This is a genomic window from Streptomyces marinisediminis (assembly GCF_026262575.1).
In the GTDB taxonomy this organism is placed as follows: Bacteria; Actinomycetota; Actinomycetes; order Streptomycetales; family Streptomycetaceae; genus Streptomyces; species Streptomyces marinisediminis.
Map to the genome: position 1 here is coordinate 136,842 of NZ_JAPKFL010000012.1, position 19,926 is coordinate 156,767.

Sequence of the window (19,926 nt, forward strand, 5' to 3'; positions counted from 1 at the left end):
TCGGGAGACGGGGCCGGTGTCAAGACGGCCGGAATCGTGGCCGGAGCCGGGGCCCACGGCGGGCCCGCGCCGCCGGGGGCGGGGGCCGGGGCGGCGGGGCGGAGCCGCTAGCGTCGGCGCATGAGCAAGCCGCCCTTCCTCACCCTCCCGCCCGGCGCCCGGGCGTACCGGCTGCCCACCGCGCGCGGGGAGTTCGCCGTGCACGACACCGGCACCGCCCGGCGCGGCACCGCCCTGCTGCTGCCGGGCTTCACCGGCAGCAAGGAGGACTTCATCGGCCTGCTGCGCCCGCTGTCCGACGCCGGGTACCGCGTCGTCGCGGTGGACGGGCGCGGGCAGTACGAGTCGCCCGGTCCGCGCACGGAGGAGGCCTACGCGCTGCCGGAGCTGGCGCGCGACGTGCTGGCCCAGGTGGCGGCGCTGGACGTGCCGGGCGTGCACCTGGTCGGGCACTCCTTCGGCGGCCTGGTCGCCCGTGCGGCCGTGCTGCGCGACCCGGCTCCGTTCCGCTCGCTCACGCTGCTCAGCAGCGGCCCGGCCGCCGTCTCGCAGGTCCAGCAGGAGCGGCTGAAGCTGCTGGTGGGCGCGCTGGCCGTGCTGGACATGACGGAGGTGTGGGAGCACATGCGGGCGCTGGACCCGCCGGAGGCGGCCGACGCGGTCACCGGCCCGGAGGTGGCGGCGTTCCTGCGCACCCGGTGGCTGGCGACCCGCCCCGCGCAGCTCAGCGCCACCGGCCGGACGCTGCTCACCGAGCCGGACCGCGTCGCCGAGCTGGCCGCCGCCGGGCTGCCGGTGCACGTGCTCTCCGGCGCGACGGACTACGCCTGGCCGGTCCCCCTGCTGGACGCGATGGCGGCGCGGCTCGGCGCGCGCCGCACGGTGATCGAGGGCGCCGACCACTCGCCCAACGCCGAGCGGCCCGCGGCGACCGCCACCGCGCTCGCCGCGTTCTTCGACGCCGTCAGCCCTGGACGAACTGGGTGACGCCGTTCGCGATCTGCTGCACGGCGATGGCCGACAGCAGCATGCCGGACAGCCGCGTCACCAGGACGACGCCGCCCTCCTTGATGACGCGCACGATGAACAGCGAATAGCGCATCGTCAGCCACAGCACGACGTGCATCGCCGCGATCGCCAGCCACACGCTGACCTGGCCGCTCAGGCCGTCCGCGCGGTCCACGGCGAGGATCACCGACACGATCGCGCCCGGCCCCGCGAGCAGCGGCATGCCCAGCGGCACCAGGGCGACGTTGACCTCCTTGGTCTGCTTGGGCTCGTCGGTCTTGCCGGTGAGCAGGTCCAGCGCGACCAGGAGCAGCAGCAGGCCGCCCGCGACCATCAGCGCGGGCGTGGAGACGTGCAGGTACCCCAGGATCTGCTGGCCGAAGAGGCCGAAGACGGTGATGACGCCGAAGGCCACGAGCGCGGCCTGCCAGGCCATCCGGCGCTGCACCTTCACCGGGCGCCCGGAGGTGAGCGCCAGGAAGATCGGCGTGATGCCGGGCGGGTCCATGATGACGAAGAGGGTGAGGAACAGCGATCCGAAGACGGCGGCGTCGAACACGGTGGTGCCTTGGGTGCGTGAGCGGAGTGGGGGTGGCGGGGTCAGCCCGTGACGGGCCGGGCGCCGGAGCCCCGCGCGGCGATCTCGGCGTAGACGTCCGGCGCGGTGGTGTGCTCGCCCAGGCGGCAGGTCTTGCGGCTGCCGTGGTAGTCGCTGGAGCCGGTGGCCAGCAGACCCAGGTCGGCGGCGAGGCCGTGCAGGTGGGCCCGGGTGGCCGGGTCGTGGTCCATGTGGTCGGCCTCGATGCCGTCCAGACCGGCGGCGGCCAGCTCCGCGATGGCGCTCTCGGGCACGCACCGGCCGCGCTTCGCGGCCAGCGGGTGGGCGAAGACGGCGACTCCGCCCGCGCCCTTGACCAGCCGGACGGCCTCGAACGGGTCCAGCTCGTGCTTCTCCACGTACGCGCGCCCGTCGTTCGCGAGCCACTGGGCGGTGAAGGCGGCGGAGACGTCGGGGACGACGCCGAGGTCCACCAGCGCGGCGGCGATGTGCGGACGGCCCACGGCGCCGTCGCCGGCGATGGCGGCGACCCGCTCCCAGGTGATCGGCACGCCCAGCTCCCGGAGCTTGGCGACCATGCCCTGGGCACGCGGCACCCGGTCGTCGCGCACCAGCTCCCGCTCGCGGGCCAGCTCGGGCTCGCGCGGGTCGAAGAGGTAGGCGAGCAGGTGCAGGCTCACCCCGTCCAGCCGGCAGGACAGCTCGGCCCCGGTGACGAGCGTCAGCCCGGCGGGCAGCGCGGCGATCGCCTCGTCGTACCCGGCCACGGTGTCGTGGTCGGTCAGCGCCACGACGTCCAGCCCCGCCGCGGCGGCGTTGCGCACCAGCTCGGCCGGGGTGTCGGTGCCGTCCGACGCGGTGGAGTGGGCGTGCAGATCGATGCGCACCGGCACACTCCAGCGGTCGACGTAGGCGGGGACGGCCCCAGTCTAACGGCCGCCAGGCCGGCGACCGCCGCGCGGCGGTGTGGCCCCGCCCACCCCGCACCGGGCACGACCGGACGCCCGGCGCGCACGGGCGCGGGTCCGCGGCGAGCCGCACGAGACGCGGAGGCACCACGCACGGACCGGGACGAACCGGACGCGGGCCCGGGACGGACGGCGCGCGGCGCCGGGACGAGCCGCACGCGGGGCCGGGTGGGGCGGGGCGGTCAGGACAGCAGGCGCGGGGAGAGGGCGCCGCACGGGACGAGGTCGACCTCCGCGCCCGCGTCCCGCAGGTCGGTCAGCACCAGCTCGTCGTAGAGGAGCAGTCCCGAGCTGTCCGGCCAGGCGACGGCCCACAGCCACAGCCCCCGGGCCTCCCCTGCGAAGACGGCGCGGTCCTCGGGCGTCCCGCCGACGTGCCACAGCGGGGTGGGCCGCCCGGCGGCCAGCACCTTCGCCTCCGGCGGCCCGGTGACGTCCAGGTGGCGGCCGGGGTCGGGCCCCTCGATGCCCGCGTACCGGGCGCCGAGCCCGACGCCGAGCTCCTCGGCGATCAGCAGCAGCTCCCCCGCGCCGCCCAGCGGGCCGGGGCCGGAGCAGGCGAGCGCGGTGGCGCGGCCCCCGTCGCGGTCGTCCCCGGCGCAGACGACCCCGGAGAACAGCCAGCCGACGGGCAGCGGCCACGGCATCCACAGCGGTACCCGGGTCCGGCGCACCACCACGCTGAGGGCGTCCACGCTGGGCGGGAGGACCGGCTGGAGCGGGTGCACACTGCCGTGCGCGTCACACCGCCAGGTGTCGGAGAACAGGCCGGGTGCCCTGACCCGGCCACCGCACTTCGGGCAACTGGGTTCGCCCCTCATGGACATCCACGGTGCTCCTCGGTGCCCGCTTCGTCAAGGACGATCACCCGGTCAGGGGTACCGGGCCGCGCCGGGGGTCGCGCAGGTCCGTGCCGTGGGTGAGCCAGCGCTCGCGCAGCGCCTGCGCGCCGTGTACCCGCTTCCACGCCGCCTCGGTCGGCGTCATCGGCAGCAGCGGCAGGAAGCGCACCGGCTCGCGCGGGGCGTCCAGGTCCGCGTCGTCCACCAGGCCGCCGGGCTCGGCGACCAGGACGGAGCTGAAGGGGGCGGCCGGCCACAGCGGCCGGCCGACGTCCAGGGACGCGCCGGGGGCGACGACCACGCCCTCGACCTGCGGCGAGGCGGCGAGCACCGCGAGCGGCCGCAGCACCTCGTCGGTGTCGGCCACCCCGGCCCGCACGCTGAGGACCAGTTCGGCGCGCGGACCGCGCTCGGGGTCGGCGACCGCCGCCGTCGGGTCGTTCATCGGCGCCAGGGACATGCCCAGCGTGGCGTAGCGCACCACGGGACCGCCGGGCCGCGCGTCGTCGGGGCCCGGCGAGGTGCCCGGGTCGAGGAAGCGCAGCACCTCGATCCGGTCGGTGCCCAGGAAGGTCACCGCCGCCCTGGCGTCGGGCTCGCCGAACGCCTCGCGCAGCCGCGCCTCCACTCGTTCGCGCACATCAGTCATGCTCGGGAGTTTAGGGCTCGTACGGATTGGGCAAAGAGACGCCGGTTTTCACCGCTCGGTGGGTGATGGTTCACCTGCCGAGTGCTAGCCTTGACCGACTGTCAAGGGCACGAACCGATTCTTCCCCCGCGGGGGCCGGCCGGAGGAGGTGGGCGGACATGGATCCCAGTCGACCGTGCAGTAGCAGCCCGTCCTCCCTCCGGCAGCGGCCCTGCTGACGGCGCCCCGCGCCCGCGAAGGCCCCACTCCGGCGCAGGTCCCGCCCCGCGTGGACGCGTTCACGCGTGCCCCTTCGGGTCCCCCCCGCGCCGGTTCGTCCCCCGGCCTGCCCCGTGTGCCCGGCGCCGTGCGCCTTCCCCGTGCCGCTGGCGGCTCATTCCGCGTGACCCCCGCGAGGAGCCCAGCATGTCGATGATGCGTGACCTGCGTGCCGCCGTCCGCCCGGCCCGCCGCCCCTTCCGGCGCGGTCTGGCCTCCGGGCGCTACGAGCCGGCCCTGCAGACCGCCGCCTCCAGCGCCGTGGTCGACTGCGCCGTCTACACCGGCGGGCGCCGGGGCGCGGCCCCGTCCGACCCGCGCGAAGCCCTCGCCGCGGTGCGGTCGCCGGAGGGCGAAGGGGGAGTCGGCGAAGGCGGAGGCGGGGACGGCTTCGTGTGGATCGGGCTGCACGAGCCGACGCAGGAGGAGTTCGCCGGGGTCGCGGAGGCGTTCGGGCTGCACCCGCTGGCGGTCGAGGACGCCGTCCACGCCCACCAGCGGCCGAAGCTGGAGCGCTACGACGACTCGCTGTTCACCGTGATCAAGACGATCCACTACCGGGCCCGCGCCGAGCGCACCGCGGGCAGCCAGGTGGTGGAGACCGGCGAGGTGATGTGCTTCACCGGCGCCGACTACATCATCACCGTCCGGCACGGCGCGCAGGGGTCGCTGCGCGGCCTGCGCCACCGGTTGGAGGAGGACCCCGAGCTGCTGGCCAAGGGCCCCTCCGCCGTGCTGCACGCGATCGCGGACCAGGCCGTGGACGGGTACCTCGCGGTCGCCGACGCCGTCCAGGACGACATCGACGACGTGGAGATCGACGTCTTCTCGCAGCAGGGCACCGGCCGCTCCAGGGCGCGCGGGGGCGGCGAGGCCGGGCGGATCTACCAGCTCAAGCGCGAGGTGCTGGGGTTCAAGCGGGCCGTCTCGCCGCTGCTGCGGCCGATGCAGCAGCTCAGCGAGCGGCCGATGCGGGTGATCGACCCCGACATCCAGAAGTACTTCCGCGACGTCGCCGACCACCTGGCCCGCGTCAACGAGCAGGTGCTCTCCTTCGACGACCTGCTCAACTCCATCCTCCAGGCCAATCTGGCGCAGGCCACCGTCGCGCAGAACGAGGACATGCGCAAGATCACCGCCTGGGCGGCGATCTTCGCGGTGCCCACGATGATCGCCGGCGTGTACGGCATGAACTTCTCCCACATGCCCGAGACGGACTGGGAGTACGGCTACCCCGTGGTCATGGCCGTGATCTTCGGCATCTGCGCCTGCATCCACCGCGGCTTCCGGCGCAACGGCTGGCTGTGAGCGCCCGGCGTCCCGGCGGCCGGCCCCGGCCGGGGCCCGGGCGGCGGACGCGGACCGGGCGGGGGAACCCGCGCAGGCGGGGCGCCTGACCCGGGCGGCGGGCCCGGGCTAGGCGGCGGACCGGGGCCCGGTGCCGCCGGGGGCGCGCAGCACCAGCAGCAGCCCGGCCAGGATCGCCGCGAGCGCGGGGTAGGCCACGGCCGACGGGGTCTGGCCCAGCCACAGCGCCGCCAGGAGCGTCGCGCCGGGGGTCTCCAGCAGGATCGCGGTGGACGTCACCGAGGGGCCGAGCCCGCGCACGACCCGGTTGAGCAGGCTGTGGCCGAGCAACTGCGCGACGACCGTGAGCACCAGCAGCTTCAGCCACGTCTCCGCCGAGTAGCCCGCGCCGAGGTCGGCGCCCGTGGCCAGGCACAGGGCGAGCAGGACGACGGAGGCGGTGGTGAAGCAGACCACCGTGTAGGCGGTCGTGGAGACCGTGCGGCGCACCCGGGAGCCCAGCAGCACGTAGCCCGCCGCCGCCATGCCGCCCCCCAGGGCCAGCGCGTCCCCGGCCAGCGCGCGCGGCGAGAGGGCGAGGTCGACGCCGGTGAGCAGCAGCACCCCGCAGAACGCCACCGCCGTCCCCGCCCACACCAGGCCCGGCTGCCGGTGCCCGCCCAGCCGCAGCAGCAGCGTCGTCCAGATAGGCGTGGTGGTGACCAGGGCGGTGGACGAGGCGACCGAGGTCAGGTGCAGGCTCGGCAGCCACAGCGCGAAGTGCACCGCGAGCAGCACGCCCGCGGCGGCCGCCAGCGCCAGCCGGCGGCGCCCCATGGCGCGCAGCGCCGCCCGGTGCCGCCGCAGCAGTGCCACGGGGACGAGCGCGCCCACGGCCATGGCGTTGCGCCAGAAGGCGATGGCCAGGGCGGGGGCCGCGGTGGCGGCGATCAGCGGCGCGGAGACGGAGATGCCGAAGACCGCCACCCCCAGCAGCGCCAGCTCCCGTCCGTGCTCCCGCCCGGCCCCGACCGAGCGGGCGGTCGCCGGGGTGGCCGACGTGGCCGGTACGCGCTCGGCACCGCGCATGCGTGCCTCCCCTTCCACCGGTGCGGGCCGCTCGGTGCGGCACCCCCGCCAGGGTAAGGCGCGTGACCCGTGCGTGCTGCTGACGATTCCGGCCACGGTAGTCTCGGCGCATGACCGACGCCGCCCCCGTCGCCTCCGGCGCCCTGTTCGAGCGGGCCCTCGTCGAGGAGGCCGCGAAGAAGTCCGCCCTGGTGTGGGTGCGCGGCCCGCAGGGCCCGGCCCGCGCGCTGTGGCACGTCTGGCACGACGGCGCGGTCTGCCTGGTGGGCGACGGCCCCGGGGAGCAGCCCCTGGACGGGCTGGGCCTGGCCGACGGGGCGAGCGCGACGGTCAGCGTCCGCAGCAAGGACAAGGGCGGTCGCCTGGTCGTCTTCCCGGCCCGGGTGACCGCCTTGGAACCGGGCACCGAGGCGTGGACGGCCACGGCCGAGGAGCTCAGGGGCAAGCGCCTGAACGCCCCCGACTTCGGCACGGTGCTGGAGCGGTGGGCCGCGCGGTGCCGTGTGCTGCGCCTGGTCCCCGAGGGCGCGGCGCTCCAGCGCCCCGGGGCGATGCCGGACGCCGCCACGGCCGCCGCCCCCCTGCCGACCCCGGCCACCACCCGCCGCCCGGCTCCGGCCGCGCTGCCCCGCCTGCTGCTCCGCCGCCGACGCTGAGCACCGCAACCCCGCGGGCCCGCGCCGTCCGGCCCTCGCGCCGTCCGGCCGACGCGCCGTCCGGCCGACGCGCCGTTCGCCTCGCACCGCCCGCCCCGCGCCGTTCGCCCGGGAGCGGCCGCCCCGGAAGCGCCGGCCCCGCGCCGTTCACTCCTCGGCGAAGATCTCCTGCCCGTAGTCGACGACCTGCTCCTCCTCGGGCGCCCGCAGCGCGAACCGCGTGTTCCAGTTCGACAGCGTCACCGTGCCCGCGTCCCCGGCCCGCTCCAGGCGCAGCGGGTAGGGCGTGCCGGCGAGGGAGACGTCCATGACCCCGCCGCGTCCGCCGTCGGCCGTGACGCGGACCGTGCGGACGCCGTCCACCTCGCCGCGCTCGCCCGTCGCGCGCTCGCCGTTCATCGCCAGCACCAGGTCCAGCAGCACGTCCATCTGGGTGAACGCGCTGAACTGCCGGTAGGAGGGGTCCTCGGGCGGGACCTTCACGTACTTGCCGTCCAGCTTGCCCGCCGCCTCCCGGTCGGCCTCGGTGGGCTCCTCGCCGGTGTGCTCCTGGTGGGCCCAGAACGCGGCGTCGGCCTTCAGGTACAGCTCCTCGGCCACCCGCAGGAGCTCGAAGCGGGTGCCGCCCCGCGCGGCGACCTCCCCCACGCCGCCCTCGGGGGTGAGGCGCATGTCGAGCCGGTAGGTGCGGTCGTCGCTCACGAGGGTGCCGGAGAGCCGCACCGTCCGCGCGTCCTCGGCGGCGGCGCGGGCGCGCTCCTCGATCTGCTCGGCCGCCAGCTTGCCGACCCCGTTCGTACCGGCGTCCGGGTCGCTCGTCCCGCAGGCCGTGAGCAACGCCACAAGCGCCGCGCAGACCGTCCCCGTCACCGCCCTCCTGACACCTCGGGCTCCACCGGGTGAGGCTGTCACGTCGGCTCGTCCTCCGCTGTGTGGGGGCTGGGGCAACCGCACCCTACCCCCACCGCGTCCCCGCCCTGGCGGCGAAGGTACGGGCGGGCGCCGTACCATCGTCGTATGGCTACCGACACGTACGGACCGGCTCCCACCGACGAGGCGGTGCGCGCCGCGCTCGCGACGGTGAACGACCCGGAGATCCACCGCCCGATCACCGACCTGGGCATGGTCAAGTCGGTCGACATCGCGGCCGACGGTTCGGTCGCCGTCGGGGTGTACTTGACGGTCTCCGGGTGTCCGATGCGCGAGACGATCGTCTCGCGGGTGAGCGAGGCGGTGCGCGGCGTGACCGGCGTGACCGGCGTCGACGTCGAGCTGGACGTCATGAGCGACGAGCAGCGGCGCGAGCTGGCCAGCTCGCTGCGCGGCGGGCAGGCCGAGCGGGAGGTGCCCTTCGCCCAGCCGAACTCGCTGACCCGCGTGTACTGCGTGGCCTCCGGCAAGGGCGGCGTCGGCAAGTCCTCGGTGACGGTGAACGTGGCCGCCGCGATGGCCGCCGACGGACTGAAGGTCGGCGTGGTCGACGCCGACATCTACGGCCACTCCGTGCCGCGCATGCTGGGCGCCGAGGGCCGTCCGACGCAGGTCGAGGACATGATCATGCCGCCGTCCGCGAACGGCGTGAAGGTGATCTCGATCGGGATGTTCACGCCGGGCAACGCGCCCGTGGTGTGGCGCGGCCCCATGCTGCACCGCGCGCTCCAGCAGTTCCTGGCCGACGTCTACTGGGGCGACCTGGACGTGCTGCTCCTCGACCTGCCACCGGGCACGGGCGACATCGCGATCTCCGTCGCCCAGCTCATCCCGAACGCGGAGATCCTGGTCGTCACCACCCCGCAGCAGGCGGCCGCCGAGGTCGCCGAGCGGGCCGGGTCGATCGCGGTGCAGACGCACCAGAAGATCGTGGGCGTCGTGGAGAACATGTCCGGGCTGCCGTGCCCGCACTGCGACGAGATGGTCGACGTCTTCGGCACCGGCGGCGGACAGCGCGTCGCGGACGGCCTGTCCCGCACGACCGGGACGAACGTGCCGGTGCTCGGCGCCATCCCCATCGACGTGCGGCTGCGCGAGGGCGGCGACGAGGGCAAGCCGGTCGTGCTGACCGACCCCGACTCGCCGGCCGGTGCGGCGATCCGCGCGGTGGCGGGCAAGCTCGGCGGCCGGCAGCGCGGGCTGTCCGGCATGTCCCTGGGCATCACGCCGCGCAACAAGTTCTGATCTCCTCCGCCCCGCCGGCCCGCGCTCCGGTGACACGGGCGCCGGTTCGGCGGGCCCGGCCCGGGCGGGCGCGGTGAGGCGCTGCGGGCCCGGGCGCCGCACGGCTCGGACGAGACGCCGCGGGGCTCGGGCGCCGCGCCGGCGCCGGGCGGCTCAGGCGTCGGCGGCCGGGCGCGGCCGGTCGTAGGCGGCCAGATCCGCGATGACGCTGAAGCCGAGCCCGTAGGCGCTCAGCCCGCGCCCGTACGCGCCGATGTGCACGCCGTCGTCCCCGGCGCCCGCGAGCACCCAGCCGTACGCGGAGTCGCGGTAGTGGAACGGCGTGGGCACGCCGTCGACGGGGAGCGTGAGGCTGGACCAGCCGTCCGCGCCGAGGTGGTCGGCCAGGTCCCACGCGAGGGCCGTCTGCTGGTCCAGCCAGTCCTGGCGCAGCGCCCGGTCCATGTGGGTGGGCCAGGTGCACGACAGCAGGCCGGACCCGGCGAGCCAGGCGGCCGAGGAGACGGACGTGGCCTCCAGCGTGCCCGTGCCGTCCGCGCTCTTGCGCTGCGGGCGGCTCGCGACGGTCACGACGACGGCGAAGCGCTGCTCGTGCGGGTCGGCCTCCAGGCGCAGCGACGGCTGCTCGCCGTGGCCGGTGGAACCGTGCTCCACGGTGCCGTCGGCCGCCGTGCCGACCTGCATCAGCCAGCGCGGGCCGGTGTAGGCGTCGTCCAGGCCGTACCAGGGGAAGGTGGCCATGAGATACCCGTCCACGGTGCGGTGCGCGACGGACGGGGTGGGCGCCGGGGCGAACGCCGGTGACGGTGCCGCCCGTCTGGTGCTCTCCATGAACCTGAAGCCTCCTCGCCGGTGACACCCGGGTTGCTGCCCCGGACACAGGGAGAATAACTACTGATCCGCCCCGAATGAGATCAGGGGATCAGTTGATCAGGTGATGATTCACCCCTAGTGGGGTGATGTCACCGCCGAGCGCGGCGGTGGTGCGCGGTGGTGCGCCCCTCCGGATTCCGGGGGCGGGGAACGGCGGCCCGGCGCGGAGGCGCGCCCGAGACGTCGGCCCCGCGCGGAGCGCGGGGCAACGGTGGCGCGGTGCGGGGTGTGCCGAGGGGTGACGGTTCAGGTGGCGTCGGCGTCGAAGGGTGGCCGTTCGCCCGTCGCGGTGGTGTCCTTCTTCCGCAGCCGGTCCGGCACCGCGGCGCCCGCGCCGGCCGCGGCACCGGACGCCGCCACCGGCCCGGGGGCGTCGTGCCCGTTCACCGCGTCGGTGACCTCCGTCAGCTCCTTGCGCATGTCGAACTGGCGCAGGTCCTCGCGCACGTCGAGGTCGTTGCGCAGCTCCTTCAGGCCCAGCGCGTCGCCGTCGCCCATCAGGTGCTTCTGCGCGAACCGCTTCGGGTGGAGGTCCTGGAACTCGAAGTCCTGGTACTGCGGGCCCAGCTCCTTGCGGATGTCGTCCCGCGCGTTGTCGGAGAACTGCCGGACCTTGCGGATGAACCCCGCGACGTCCTGGATCATGCGCGGCAGCTTCTCCGGGCCGAAGAGCAGCACCGCGAGGATGAACAGCACCGCGAACTCAAGCGCCCCTATGTCCATGAACACGTGCCGCGCTCCTCCGCTCAACCGACACCGTCGACGTCTCGCCGGCGGGGCAACCACCGGCCCCCCGCAACGGTACCCGGCGCACCGCGCGTTCCGGGAGTCGGCACGGCCCGCGTTCTGGCGCCGCCCCCGGCCCGACCGGGGGCGGCGCCGAGCCACCGGACCGGGGACCGGGCCGGACAGCCGGGCCGAGGTCGGGCCGGACGGCCAAGCCAAGGCCCGGCCGGGCCGCCGCCCACCGGTCAGTCGCCGGAGCCCAGGGTGACCGCGATCGTGCGGGTCCGTCCGTCGCGTTCGACCGTGAGGTCGAGCACGTCGCCCGGGCGGTGGCTGCGGATCTTCACGATCAGTTCCTCACCGGTGCGGATGACCTCGCCGTCCACCTCGGTGATGACGTCGCCGTCGCGCAGCCCGGCCGCGTCGGCCGGGCCGCCGGGGACGACGGCCGGGCGGTCGCCGTCGGGCGAGCCGATGCGGGCTCCCTCGCCGCCGTAGGTCATGTCGACGCGCACGCCGATCACCGGGTGCGTGGCCCGGCCGGTGTTGATCAGCTCCTCGGCGACCCGCTTGGCCTGGTTGACCGGTATGGCGAACCCCAGCCCGATCGAGCCGCCCTGGCTGTCGGGCGAGCCCCCGACCGAGCGGATCGCGGAGTTGACGCCGATGACCCGGCCCTCGCCGTCCACGAGCGGCCCGCCGGAGTTGCCCGGGTTGATCGCGGCGTCGGTCTGGAGCGCGTTGACGTAGCTGACGTCGCTGGCCCCCTCCTCACCGCCGGCGACGATGGGCCGCTCCTTGGCGCTGATGATCCCGGAGGTGACGGTGCCCGCCAGGTCGAAGGGGGCTCCGATGGCCACCACCGGGTCGCCGACCTTGACCGTGTCGGAGTCGCCGAGCGGGAGCGGACGCAGGTTGACCACGTTGTCGACCTTCACCACGGCCAGGTCGTACCCGGTGTCACCGCCGACGAGGCGGGCCGTGGCCGTCTCGCCGCTGGTGAAGGTGACCTGTATCCGGCCGTCCTCGCGCGCCGGGGCCACCACGTGGTCGTTGGTGAGGATGTGGCCCTTGTCGTCCAGCACGAACCCGGTGCCCGTGCCGGCCTCGGTGGCACCACGCACGTGGAGCGTGACGACGCCGGGCAGGGTGGCGTCGGCGATCCCGGCCACGCTGCCGGACGGACGCGCCACGTCCCGGGGCTCCGCCTGCGGCAGCGTGACGGTGCCGAACAGGCCCTGGCGTTCGAGGTAGGCGCCGAGCAGCCCACCGCCGAGCCCGGCCACCAGCGCCAGGACGAGCGCCGCCGCGAGCAGGCGCCCGGCGCGCGGCCGCCCGCTCCGCCCGGCCGCCTCGGCCGGGGGCGCGCCCTGCGGCTGGGCCCACGGGTCGTAGCCCTGCCAGGCCGCCGTCGGGGCCGCGCCCGGGGCCGCGGCCCGCGCCGCTACCGCCGGGGGCGCGGCCTGGCCGCGCTCGACCGCGCCGCCCGCGGCGGGCGCGCCCGGGGTGGCGGCGGGCGGCGCCGGGGGCACGGGGGTGCCGGAGGCGGGCGTCGCGCCGGGGTGCTGGACCGGCGGGGCCGGGGACCAGGGCCCGGGGTCGCCGTAGGGCGGGGTGGCGTACGGGTCCTCGCCGTGCAGCGGTGCGGGTGGCCCGGGCGGCGCCGCGGGGGGCCCGGCGGGCTGCGTGGCCTCGGGGCGGGCCGGGTCCGCCGACCGGGGGCCTGGCGGCGGACCCGGGCGGCTCCACCACGCCGCGTTCGTTCCGCTCGCCTTGGCCTCGTCCATCTCGTCCCCACACTCGCGCTCGTGCGGCAGCCCCGCTGCCGACCCGCTGTCTGCGCCTGCATTCAACCAGGCCCCGCCTGGACAGCCGGGCCCTGCATTGAACCAGGTGCGGGGGCCGCGGCGCAGCGGGCCCGCGTCACGGACGCCGCGAGACCGCCATCGGGGTCGCGCCGGGCGCGGGCGAGGGCCCCGGCGTGGCGGACACGCGCAGCGCGGCCGGCGGCACCGGCGGGAAGGGCACGCCGGGAGCGTGGGCGTACGCGGGGTAGCGGTGCGGCGGCGCGCCCGCGCCCGGGGCGGCCTGGACGGCGACGGCGCCCGGCGCCGTCGTGGGGCCGTCGGACACGGCGCGCCCGCCGGTGCCCTTGCGGGCGGGGGCGAAGCCCTGCGCCACCGACTCGTTGCGGCGGTCGGCCGGGCGCTCCACGCCCGCCGTGGTGCGCGGCGGCGCGGTGCCCGGCCCGGTGGACGCCGTCGGCTGCTGGCCCGGCGCGGCCCCGCCCAGGGCGCTCCCGAGGGCGACGGCGGCCAGCGAGAACGCGCCCGCCGCGGCGAACGCGAACCGGCGGCGCCCCCGCACGGCGGCGGCCCGCTCCAGCCCCCGCTCCAGCCCCCGGTCCGCCGCGGACGGCCGGTGGACCGGGAAGCCGTCCGCCGGCCGCAGCCGGTCCGCGGGCGGGGCGGCGCCGGCGAGGTAGGAGAAGTCCAGCGGGGAGCGGGCCCCGCCGCCGGGCCCGCCGCCGTCGTCCTCGCGGGCGGAGCCCGCTGGGGAGGTGTCCGCGTGGGCGGTCACCGGCAGTCCCTGCAGGCGGGCCAGCAGCCCGGCGGAGGGCGGGGGCGGCGCGGTGTCGGCGAAGACGCTCTTGACCCGCCGCTGCGCGTCCGCCTCGGCCTTGCAGCCGTGGCAGGTGGCCAGGTGGGCGAGGACGCGCTCGCGGGCGTCGTGGCCCAGCTCGCCGTCGACGAGCGCGGCGAGCCGGTCCCCCAGGTGCTGTTCGGCCCGGGTGGGCTCCGGGGCGCCGCTCATGCCACGCCTCCTTCGTTCGCCACCCCCACCGCGACGGGCACGGCGCGGCGGGCGCCGCGGCGCGTGGGCGAACGGTGCTGCAGGGCCTTGCGCAGATGCGAGCGGCCCCGGTGGATGCGGCTGCGGACGGTGCCGAGCTTCACGCCGAGCGTGGCCGCGATCTCCTCGTAGGACAGCCCCTCGATGTCGCACAGGACGACCGCGGCGCGGAACTCCGGCGCGAGGGTGTCCAGGGCCTGCTGCACGTCCGCGTCGAAGTGGGTGTCGTTGAAGTGCTGCTGCGGGGAGGGTTCGCGGCTGGGCAGCCGCTCGGCGGCGTCGTCCCCCAGCGCGTCGAACCGGATGCGCTGCTTGCGGCGCACCATGTCCAGGAAGAGGTTGGTGGTGATCCGGTGCAGCCAGCCCTCGAACGTGCCCGGGGTGTAGGTGGACAGCGAGCGGAAGACGCGGACGAAGACCTCCTGGGTGAGATCCTCCGCGTCGTGCTGGTTGCCCGTCAGCCGGTAGGCGAGGCGGTACACCCGTGCGCTGTGCGTGCTGACGATCTCCTCCCACGACGGAGGAGCCCACGCCTGGCTGTCCGCATCGGTGGCGAAGGTGGCCCGGGTGGCGGGCGCGGCGTCGGATGCGGAGCGGGCGGCCTGGCGGTCGTCAGCGGTGTCGGTCACGGATGATGGCTCGGCGTGCGCCCTGCGGAAGTGCCCGAGCACTCCCCGGACGCCGTGTGGAGCCGCACCTCCCCTGGTGGCTCTGGTGGTGTCCAGTGGAGCCCCTACCATAGTCACCCCGCCCGTTAGTTCCGGATAAACATCTTTGACCGGCTTTCCGACGCGCCGCCCCGCCGCCGGCGGACCGGCCGGCGAGGTGCCGCTCCTTCTCCAACGCCCGGTCCCATCAGCGGGTTCCCGGGGCAGCGGATACAGTCACGGTTGGTGGTTCGCGGGGACAGGAGAGGGAGATTACCGGCAACCGGCTGACGAGCTGGGCGTTCGCCGATGCGTATGGCGGGGAGACCGCCGACAGCGCGGTGCACGTCGCCCTGGCCTGGGCCCGTGACCGGGCGCGGGACTCGGGTCTGCGGCCGGTGTCCGACGGTACGGGCGCGGCCCTGCGGCTGCTGGCCGCGGCGACGGGCGCGAAGGCGGTCGCCGAGATCGGCACCGGCACCGGCGTCTCCGGCCTCCACCTGCTGCACGGCATGCGGCCCGACGGGGTGCTGACGACGGTGGACGTCGAGCCGGAGTGCCAGCAGTTCGCGCGGGAGGCGTTCCGGGCGGCCGGCTTCGCCGCCAACCGCGCCCGCTTCATCCCCGGCAAGGCGCTGGACGTGCTGCCCAGACTGGCCGACGGCGGCTACGACCTCGTCTTCTGCGACAGCGACCGGCTGGAGTACGGGCTCTACCTGGAGGAGTGCCTGCGCCTGCTCCGGCCGGGCGGGCTGATCTGCTTCGAGGGCGTCTTCGCGGACGGCCGCACGGTCGACTCCGGGGCGCAGCCCGAGGAGGTCCTCGCGCTGCGGGAGCTGCTGCGCACCGTGCGGGACAGCGAGGCGCTGCTGCCGTCCCTGCTGCCGGTGGGCGACGGCCTGCTGTGCGCGGTGCCCCGCGGAGCCTGACGCCCGCCGCGTCACCGCCCGGGCCGCCACCGGGGCCGGGGCGCGAGGAGGCGCTTGCCGCCGGGGCGGAACAGCGCCGCCCCCGGCGCGGTGAGGCGCGGGGGGCGGCGGAGTTCGGCCGGTGACCGGAAGGTTCAGCTCGTGACCTTCTTCAGCTCCTCGTCGAGAGCCACCGCCTCGTCAGGGGTCAGCTCCACGACGAGTCGCCCTCCGCCCTCGAGCGGAACGCGCATGATGATGCCCCGCCCCTCCTTGGTCACCTCGAGCGGGCCATCACCCGTCCGCGGCTTCATGGCCGCCATGCTCGTTCCCCTTCCTGGACCAGCTCCACGCCAGCCGACCGCCCCTGGACAGGCAGGACGCCACCGGCATCGAACACAATGCTTCCTGGCCATTATCCCGCATGGCACGACCCGATGACCAACATCGGCGGGGAACTCCTGGACAACCCGTTCCGCAAAACCACGCAATCCGGCGGTCTCCCTGCGATACTTCGCCCGCGCCGCCGCCGGACCGTTTGACGCAGGTCACACCGGCGTCCGTATATCGGTGCGTGATGATCTCCGTCATGCTGTGCGCATGGCCGACACCGTGCGCTACGACGTGACCGAGGGTCTCGCGACGATCGTGCTCCACCGCCCCGACGCGATGAACGCCCTCGACACCGAACTCAAGGAAACCCTCAGGGACACCCTGCGGCACGCGGCGGACGACGACGCCGTGCGGGCCGTGCTGCTCACCGGCAGCGGACGGGCGTTCTGCGTGGGGCAGGACCTCAAGGAGCACGTCGGCGCGCTGCGGGAGGCCGGAGGCGGCGCGCTGGACACCGTGGAGCGGCACTACAACCCGATCGCGCTGGCGCTGGCCGAAATGCCCAAGCCGGTGGTCGCGGCGGTCAACGGGGTCGCCGCCGGCGCGGGGGCGGGCTTCGCCTTCGCCGCGGACTACCGCCTGGCGGCCGACACCGCCGCGTTCAACACCTCCTTCGCGGGCGTCGCCCTGTCCACGGACTCCGGGATGGCGTGGACGCTGCCGCGGCTGGTGGGCCCGGCCCGGGCCACGGAGCTGCTGTTCTTCCCCCGGACCGTGCGGGCCGCCGAGGCGCTGGAGCTGGGGCTGGTCCACCGGGTCGTGCCGGCGGACGAGCTGGCGGCCGAGGCCGAGGCCGTGGCCCGCCGGCTCGCCACCGGGCCGACCGGGGCGTACGCGGCGATGAAGCAGGCGATGGCCTACGGCGCCGCCCACACGCTGGAGGAGACCCTGGCCAAAGAGGCGGAGCTGCAACTGCGGGCCGGCGGCTCGGCGGACCACGAGATCGCCGTGGAGGCGTTCGTGCGCAAGGAGCAGCCGCGCTTCACGGGGCGGTGACCGCGCGACGCCGCCCCGGCCGCCCGGACGCCCGGACGCGGCCCGGGCGCTCGGCCACGCCCCCAGCGGTCGGACGCGGCCCGGACGCCCGGACGCGGCCCGGGCGGCGTCAGCGGTAGGCGCAGTCGGCCAGGTGGTCGTTGACCAGGCCGCACGCCTGCATCAGCGCGTAGGCCGTGGTGGGGCCGACGAAACGCAGGCCGCGCCGCTTCAGCTCCCGCGCCAGCGCCGTGGACTCCGCGGTGCTGGCCGGGACGTCCGCGAGCCCCGCCGGAGCCGGGCGGCCGGGCGCGGGGGCGTGGGACCAGATGAGCGCGTCCAGCTCGCCCGCGTCCCACCCGGCCAGTACCCGGGCGTTGGCGAGCACGGCGTCGATCTTGGCGCGGTTGCGGATGATGCCCGCGTCCGCGAGCAGCCGGGCGCGGTCGGCCTCGGTGAAGCGGGCCACCTCCGCGATGCGGAACCCGGCGAACGCGGTGCGGAAACCCTCCCGGCGCCGCAGGATCGTCAACCAGGACAGGCCGGACTGGAACGCCTCCAGGCACAGCCGCTCGAACAGGGCGTCGTCCCCGCGCACCGGGCGGCCCCACTCGGCGTCGTGGTAGGCGGTGTAGTCCGGCGGCCCGGCGCCCCAGGGGCAGCGCGGCGCGCCGTCCGGACCGGCCAGCGCGTCGCTCGTCACGCCGGCCCCCCGTCGCGGCCCCGCTCGTCCTCGCCGAACAGCTCGGTGCCGCCCAGCGCCGCGGCCTGGGCCCCGGCCAGCGCGGACTCCAGCTCGGCGATGCGGGCGTCGCGCTCGGCCAGCTCCGCGCCGAGCCGGTCCAGCACCTCGTCCACCTCGTCCATGCGGTAGCCGCGCAGGGCGAGCGGCAGCCGCAGCCCGGCCACGTCCGGCCGGGCCAGCGGGCGGTCGGCGGGCAGTGCCACCACCCGGCCGTCCGGCACCGGGTCGCTCAGCCCGCCGCGGGCGGGGCCGCCGCGCCCGTCACCGCTGCCGACGACGGCGAGCGTCACCGCCGCGACCACCGCCAGCAGTGCCAGCAGCAAGAACCAGTACACGCGCGCTCCCGGACCGTCGTCGTCAGTGGGTCAGGTTCTGATCGTGCCACGCCGCGCCGACAGCTAGGGTCGGCGCAGGACGGTCACAGGGGAAGGAAGCGTCAGATGCTGCGGCTGGGACGGCGGGAGTTCGCGGAACACGAGCCGGTGCTCATGGCGATCGTGAACCGGACCCCGGACTCCTTCTACGACCAGGGCGCCACGTTCCGCGACGAGCCCGCCCTCGCCCGCGTCGAGCAGGCGGTGGCCGAGGGGGCGGCCATCGTCGACATAGGCGGCGTGAAGGCCGGGCCCGGGGAGGAGGTCACGGCCGAGGAGGAGATCCGGCGCACCGTCTCCTTCGTCGCGGAGGTGCGCCGCCGCCACCCGGACGTGGTGATCAGCGTCGACACCTGGCGGCACGAGGTGGGCCGGGCCGTGTGCGAGGCCGGAGCCGACCTGCTCAACGACGCCTGGGGCGGGGCCGACCCGAAACTGGCGGAGGTCGCCGCGCGGTACGGAGCCGGGCTGGTGTGCACGCACACCGGCGGCGCCGAACCGCGCACCCGGCCCCACCGCGCCGCCTACGACGACGTCATGGCCGACATCCTGCGCACCACGCTCGGCCTGGCCGAGCGGGCCGTCTCGCTCGGGGTGCGCCGCGACGGCGTCCTCATCGACCCCGGGCACGACTTCGGCAAGTCCACGCGGCACTCGCTGGAGGCCACCCGCAGACTGCCGGAGATGGCGGCGACCGGCTGGCCGGTGCTCGTCTCCCTGTCGAACAAGGACTTCGTCGGCGAGACGCTGGACCGTCCCGTGAAGGACCGGCTCGTCGGCACGCTGGCCACCACCGCCGTCTCGGCCTGGCTGGGCGCCCGGGTCTACCGGGTGCACGAGGTGGCCGAGACCCGGCAGGTGCTGGAGATGGTGGCCTCGATCGCCGGGCACCGCCCCCCGGCCGTCGCCCGGCGCGGCCTGGCCTGACCCCCGCGCGGCCCGGCCGGCGCCGGCGCCCTCCGGGCACCGGCCCGGCCCCGGCCCGCCGGCCGCCCGCCCCTCCCGGACGCCCCGGCGGCGGCACGCTCGTGGACGGCCCGGGGCCCGGAGGGTCACTTGGTGAGGAGCTGGATGACCTCGTCCACGTCGTCGGTGAGGTTGATCAGGTCCAGGTCGCCGGGAGAGACCTTGCCCTCGCCCGCCACGGTGTCGCGCAGCCAGCCGAGCAGGCCCTCCCAGTACGCCGAGCCGTACAGCACGATCGGGAAGCGGGTCACCTTGCGCGTCTGCACCAGGGTGATGGCCTCGAACAGCTCGTCCAGCGTGCCCATGCCGCCGGGCAGCACGACGAAGCCCTGCGAGTACTTCACGAAGCAGGTCTTGCGGACGAAGAAGTAGCGGAAGTTCACGCCGAGGTCGACGTACTGGTTCAGACCCTGCTCGAAGGGCAGCTCGATGCCCAGGCCGATGGAGGTGCCACCCGCTTCGGAGGCGCCGCGGTTGGCCGCCTCCATCGCGCCCGGGCCGCCACCGGTGATCACCGCGAACCCGGCTTCCACCAGGGCCCGCCCGATGGCCCGGCTCGCCGCGTACTCGGGGGAGCCCTCGTGGGTGCGGGCGGAGCCGAAGACGCTGATGCCGGGGCCGATCTCGGAGAGCGCGCCGAAACCCTCGACGAACTCGGACTGGATGCGCAGGACGCGCCAGGGGTCCTTGTGGACGAAGTCGCCGGGGCCGCGCGACTCCAGCAGGCGCTGGTCGGTGGTGCCGGCCAGCGTCTGGCCGCGGCGGCGCACCACCGGGCCGAGGTGCTGCTCCCGCGCCTCGCGGCCACCGGCGCCTCCGGCGTCCGCGCCCGGCTCGTCCTCCGGGCCGGGCGTCTCTCCGGGCTGCGGCCCCCGTTCCTGCGCTGAGCTGCTCATGTGGTGCTCCCTCCGGCTTCGATCTGTGCGCCAGCGTACGGCTCGGCGCCGCGCCGCGGTCGAACGCGGAGTGCGGTGC

General features: G+C 75.9%; 22 protein-coding genes. 7 read left to right on the plus strand and 15 right to left on the minus strand.

The window, feature by feature from the left end:
- Positions 1-120 precede the first annotated feature (120 nt).
- On the plus strand, positions 121-987 hold the full coding sequence (locus OSB71_RS12260; RefSeq protein ID WP_265947462.1) for an alpha/beta fold hydrolase: 867 nt from the start codon (positions 121-123) through the stop codon (positions 985-987).
- On the opposite strand, the gene OSB71_RS12265 is transcribed toward OSB71_RS12260, so the two are convergent.
- The 4 genes from OSB71_RS12265 to OSB71_RS12280 all read right to left on the minus strand — a co-directional run bounded on the left by OSB71_RS12265 (position 965) and on the right by OSB71_RS12280 (position 4,026).
- Positions 965-1,567, minus strand: coding sequence for a MarC family protein (locus tag OSB71_RS12265; RefSeq protein ID WP_265947464.1), 603 nt, complete (start codon positions 1,565-1,567; stop codon positions 965-967). The two genes, OSB71_RS12260 and OSB71_RS12265, sit on opposite strands and share 23 nt — an antisense overlap.
- A gap of 41 nt (positions 1,568-1,608) precedes the next feature.
- Positions 1,609-2,454 (minus strand): PHP domain-containing protein, encoded by an 846-nt coding sequence (locus OSB71_RS12270; RefSeq protein ID WP_265947466.1) that lies wholly within the window; start codon positions 2,452-2,454, stop codon positions 1,609-1,611.
- Positions 2,455-2,717: 263 nt separating this feature from the next.
- Positions 2,718-3,356, minus strand: a complete 639-nt coding sequence (locus OSB71_RS12275) for a DUF6758 family protein (RefSeq protein ID WP_265947550.1) — start codon at positions 3,354-3,356, stop codon at positions 2,718-2,720.
- Between the two features lie 43 nt (positions 3,357-3,399).
- Positions 3,400-4,026, minus strand: a complete 627-nt coding sequence (locus tag OSB71_RS12280; RefSeq protein ID WP_265947468.1) for a suppressor of fused domain protein — start codon at positions 4,024-4,026, stop codon at positions 3,400-3,402.
- A gap of 405 nt (positions 4,027-4,431) precedes the next feature.
- Between OSB71_RS12280 and OSB71_RS12285 the strand changes: the two genes are divergently transcribed.
- Positions 4,432-5,592 (plus strand): magnesium and cobalt transport protein CorA, encoded by a 1,161-nt coding sequence (locus tag OSB71_RS12285; RefSeq protein ID WP_265947470.1) that lies wholly within the window; start codon positions 4,432-4,434, stop codon positions 5,590-5,592.
- Positions 5,593-5,700: 108 nt separating this feature from the next.
- Here OSB71_RS12285 and OSB71_RS12290 read toward each other — a convergent pair whose 3' ends face one another.
- Complete coding sequence (locus tag OSB71_RS12290) at positions 5,701-6,660, minus strand: DMT family transporter (protein WP_265947472.1); 960 nt, start codon at positions 6,658-6,660, stop codon at positions 5,701-5,703.
- Positions 6,661-6,770: 110 nt separating this feature from the next.
- Between OSB71_RS12290 and OSB71_RS12295 the strand changes: the two genes are divergently transcribed.
- Complete coding sequence (locus OSB71_RS12295) at positions 6,771-7,316, plus strand: hypothetical protein (RefSeq protein ID WP_265947474.1); 546 nt, start codon at positions 6,771-6,773, stop codon at positions 7,314-7,316.
- A 147-nt stretch (positions 7,317-7,463) separates the two neighbouring features.
- Here the strand turns inward: OSB71_RS12295 and OSB71_RS12300 are convergent, their stop codons facing one another.
- Entirely contained in the window at positions 7,464-8,159 is a 696-nt protein-coding gene (locus OSB71_RS12300; protein WP_265947476.1) for a hypothetical protein, read from the minus strand.
- 174 nt (positions 8,160-8,333) lie between these two features.
- On the opposite strand from OSB71_RS12300, the gene OSB71_RS12305 reads away from it, so the two are divergent.
- Positions 8,334-9,491 carry an Mrp/NBP35 family ATP-binding protein gene (locus OSB71_RS12305; protein WP_265947478.1) on the plus strand — a complete coding sequence of 386 codons (1,158 nt, stop codon included), beginning with the start codon at positions 8,334-8,336 and terminating at the stop codon, positions 9,489-9,491.
- A gap of 153 nt (positions 9,492-9,644) precedes the next feature.
- Here OSB71_RS12305 and OSB71_RS12310 read toward each other — a convergent pair whose 3' ends face one another.
- The 5 genes from OSB71_RS12310 to sigE all read right to left on the minus strand — a co-directional run bounded on the left by OSB71_RS12310 (position 9,645) and on the right by sigE (position 14,683).
- The gene (locus OSB71_RS12310) at positions 9,645-10,322 is read right to left on the minus strand and encodes a hypothetical protein (protein ID WP_416237248.1); all 678 of its coding nucleotides are present in this window, start codon (positions 10,320-10,322) and stop codon (positions 9,645-9,647) included.
- Positions 10,323-10,610: 288 nt separating this feature from the next.
- Positions 10,611-11,093, minus strand: a complete 483-nt coding sequence (locus tag OSB71_RS12315; protein WP_265947480.1) for a sec-independent translocase — start codon at positions 11,091-11,093, stop codon at positions 10,611-10,613.
- A 242-nt stretch (positions 11,094-11,335) separates the two neighbouring features.
- Positions 11,336-12,877, minus strand: a complete 1,542-nt coding sequence (locus tag OSB71_RS12320; protein ID WP_265947482.1) for a S1C family serine protease — start codon at positions 12,875-12,877, stop codon at positions 11,336-11,338.
- 136 nt (positions 12,878-13,013) lie between these two features.
- Entirely contained in the window at positions 13,014-13,904 is an 891-nt protein-coding gene (locus tag OSB71_RS12325; protein WP_265947484.1) for a zf-HC2 domain-containing protein, read from the minus strand.
- Positions 13,901-14,683, minus strand: a complete 783-nt coding sequence (gene sigE, locus OSB71_RS12330) for an RNA polymerase sigma factor SigE (protein ID WP_265947486.1) — start codon at positions 14,681-14,683, stop codon at positions 13,901-13,903. Before sigE ends, OSB71_RS12325 begins: the two co-directional genes overlap by 4 nt.
- A gap of 179 nt (positions 14,684-14,862) precedes the next feature.
- Between sigE and OSB71_RS12335 the strand changes: the two genes are divergently transcribed.
- Positions 14,863-15,519, plus strand: coding sequence for an O-methyltransferase (locus OSB71_RS12335; RefSeq protein WP_265947553.1), 657 nt, complete (start codon positions 14,863-14,865; stop codon positions 15,517-15,519).
- 134 nt (positions 15,520-15,653) lie between these two features.
- On the opposite strand, the gene OSB71_RS12340 is transcribed toward OSB71_RS12335, so the two are convergent.
- Entirely contained in the window at positions 15,654-15,821 is a 168-nt protein-coding gene (locus tag OSB71_RS12340) for a DUF3117 domain-containing protein (RefSeq protein WP_201866543.1), read from the minus strand.
- 277 nt (positions 15,822-16,098) lie between these two features.
- On the opposite strand from OSB71_RS12340, the gene OSB71_RS12345 reads away from it, so the two are divergent.
- On the plus strand, positions 16,099-16,887 hold the full coding sequence (locus OSB71_RS12345) for an enoyl-CoA hydratase-related protein (protein ID WP_265947488.1): 789 nt from the start codon (positions 16,099-16,101) through the stop codon (positions 16,885-16,887).
- A gap of 109 nt (positions 16,888-16,996) precedes the next feature.
- On the opposite strand, the gene OSB71_RS12350 is transcribed toward OSB71_RS12345, so the two are convergent.
- Both OSB71_RS12350 and OSB71_RS12355 read right to left on the minus strand, forming a co-directional pair.
- A complete protein-coding gene (locus tag OSB71_RS12350; protein ID WP_265947490.1) occupies positions 16,997-17,569 on the minus strand; it encodes a DNA-3-methyladenine glycosylase I in 573 nt (190 codons plus the stop codon).
- A complete protein-coding gene (locus tag OSB71_RS12355) occupies positions 17,566-17,946 on the minus strand; it encodes a DivIVA domain-containing protein (RefSeq protein ID WP_265947492.1) in 381 nt (126 codons plus the stop codon). The genes OSB71_RS12350 and OSB71_RS12355 overlap by 4 nt, the downstream gene beginning before the upstream one ends.
- Positions 17,947-18,051: 105 nt before the next feature.
- Between OSB71_RS12355 and folP the strand changes: the two genes are divergently transcribed.
- Complete coding sequence (gene folP, locus OSB71_RS12360; RefSeq protein ID WP_265947494.1) at positions 18,052-18,912, plus strand: dihydropteroate synthase; 861 nt, start codon at positions 18,052-18,054, stop codon at positions 18,910-18,912.
- 125 nt (positions 18,913-19,037) lie between these two features.
- Here the strand turns inward: folP and OSB71_RS12365 are convergent, their stop codons facing one another.
- Positions 19,038-19,847: an LOG family protein gene (locus tag OSB71_RS12365; RefSeq protein ID WP_265947496.1), complete on the minus strand. Its 810-nt coding sequence runs from the start codon at positions 19,845-19,847 to the stop codon at positions 19,038-19,040.
- Positions 19,848-19,926: the final 79 nt, after the last annotated feature.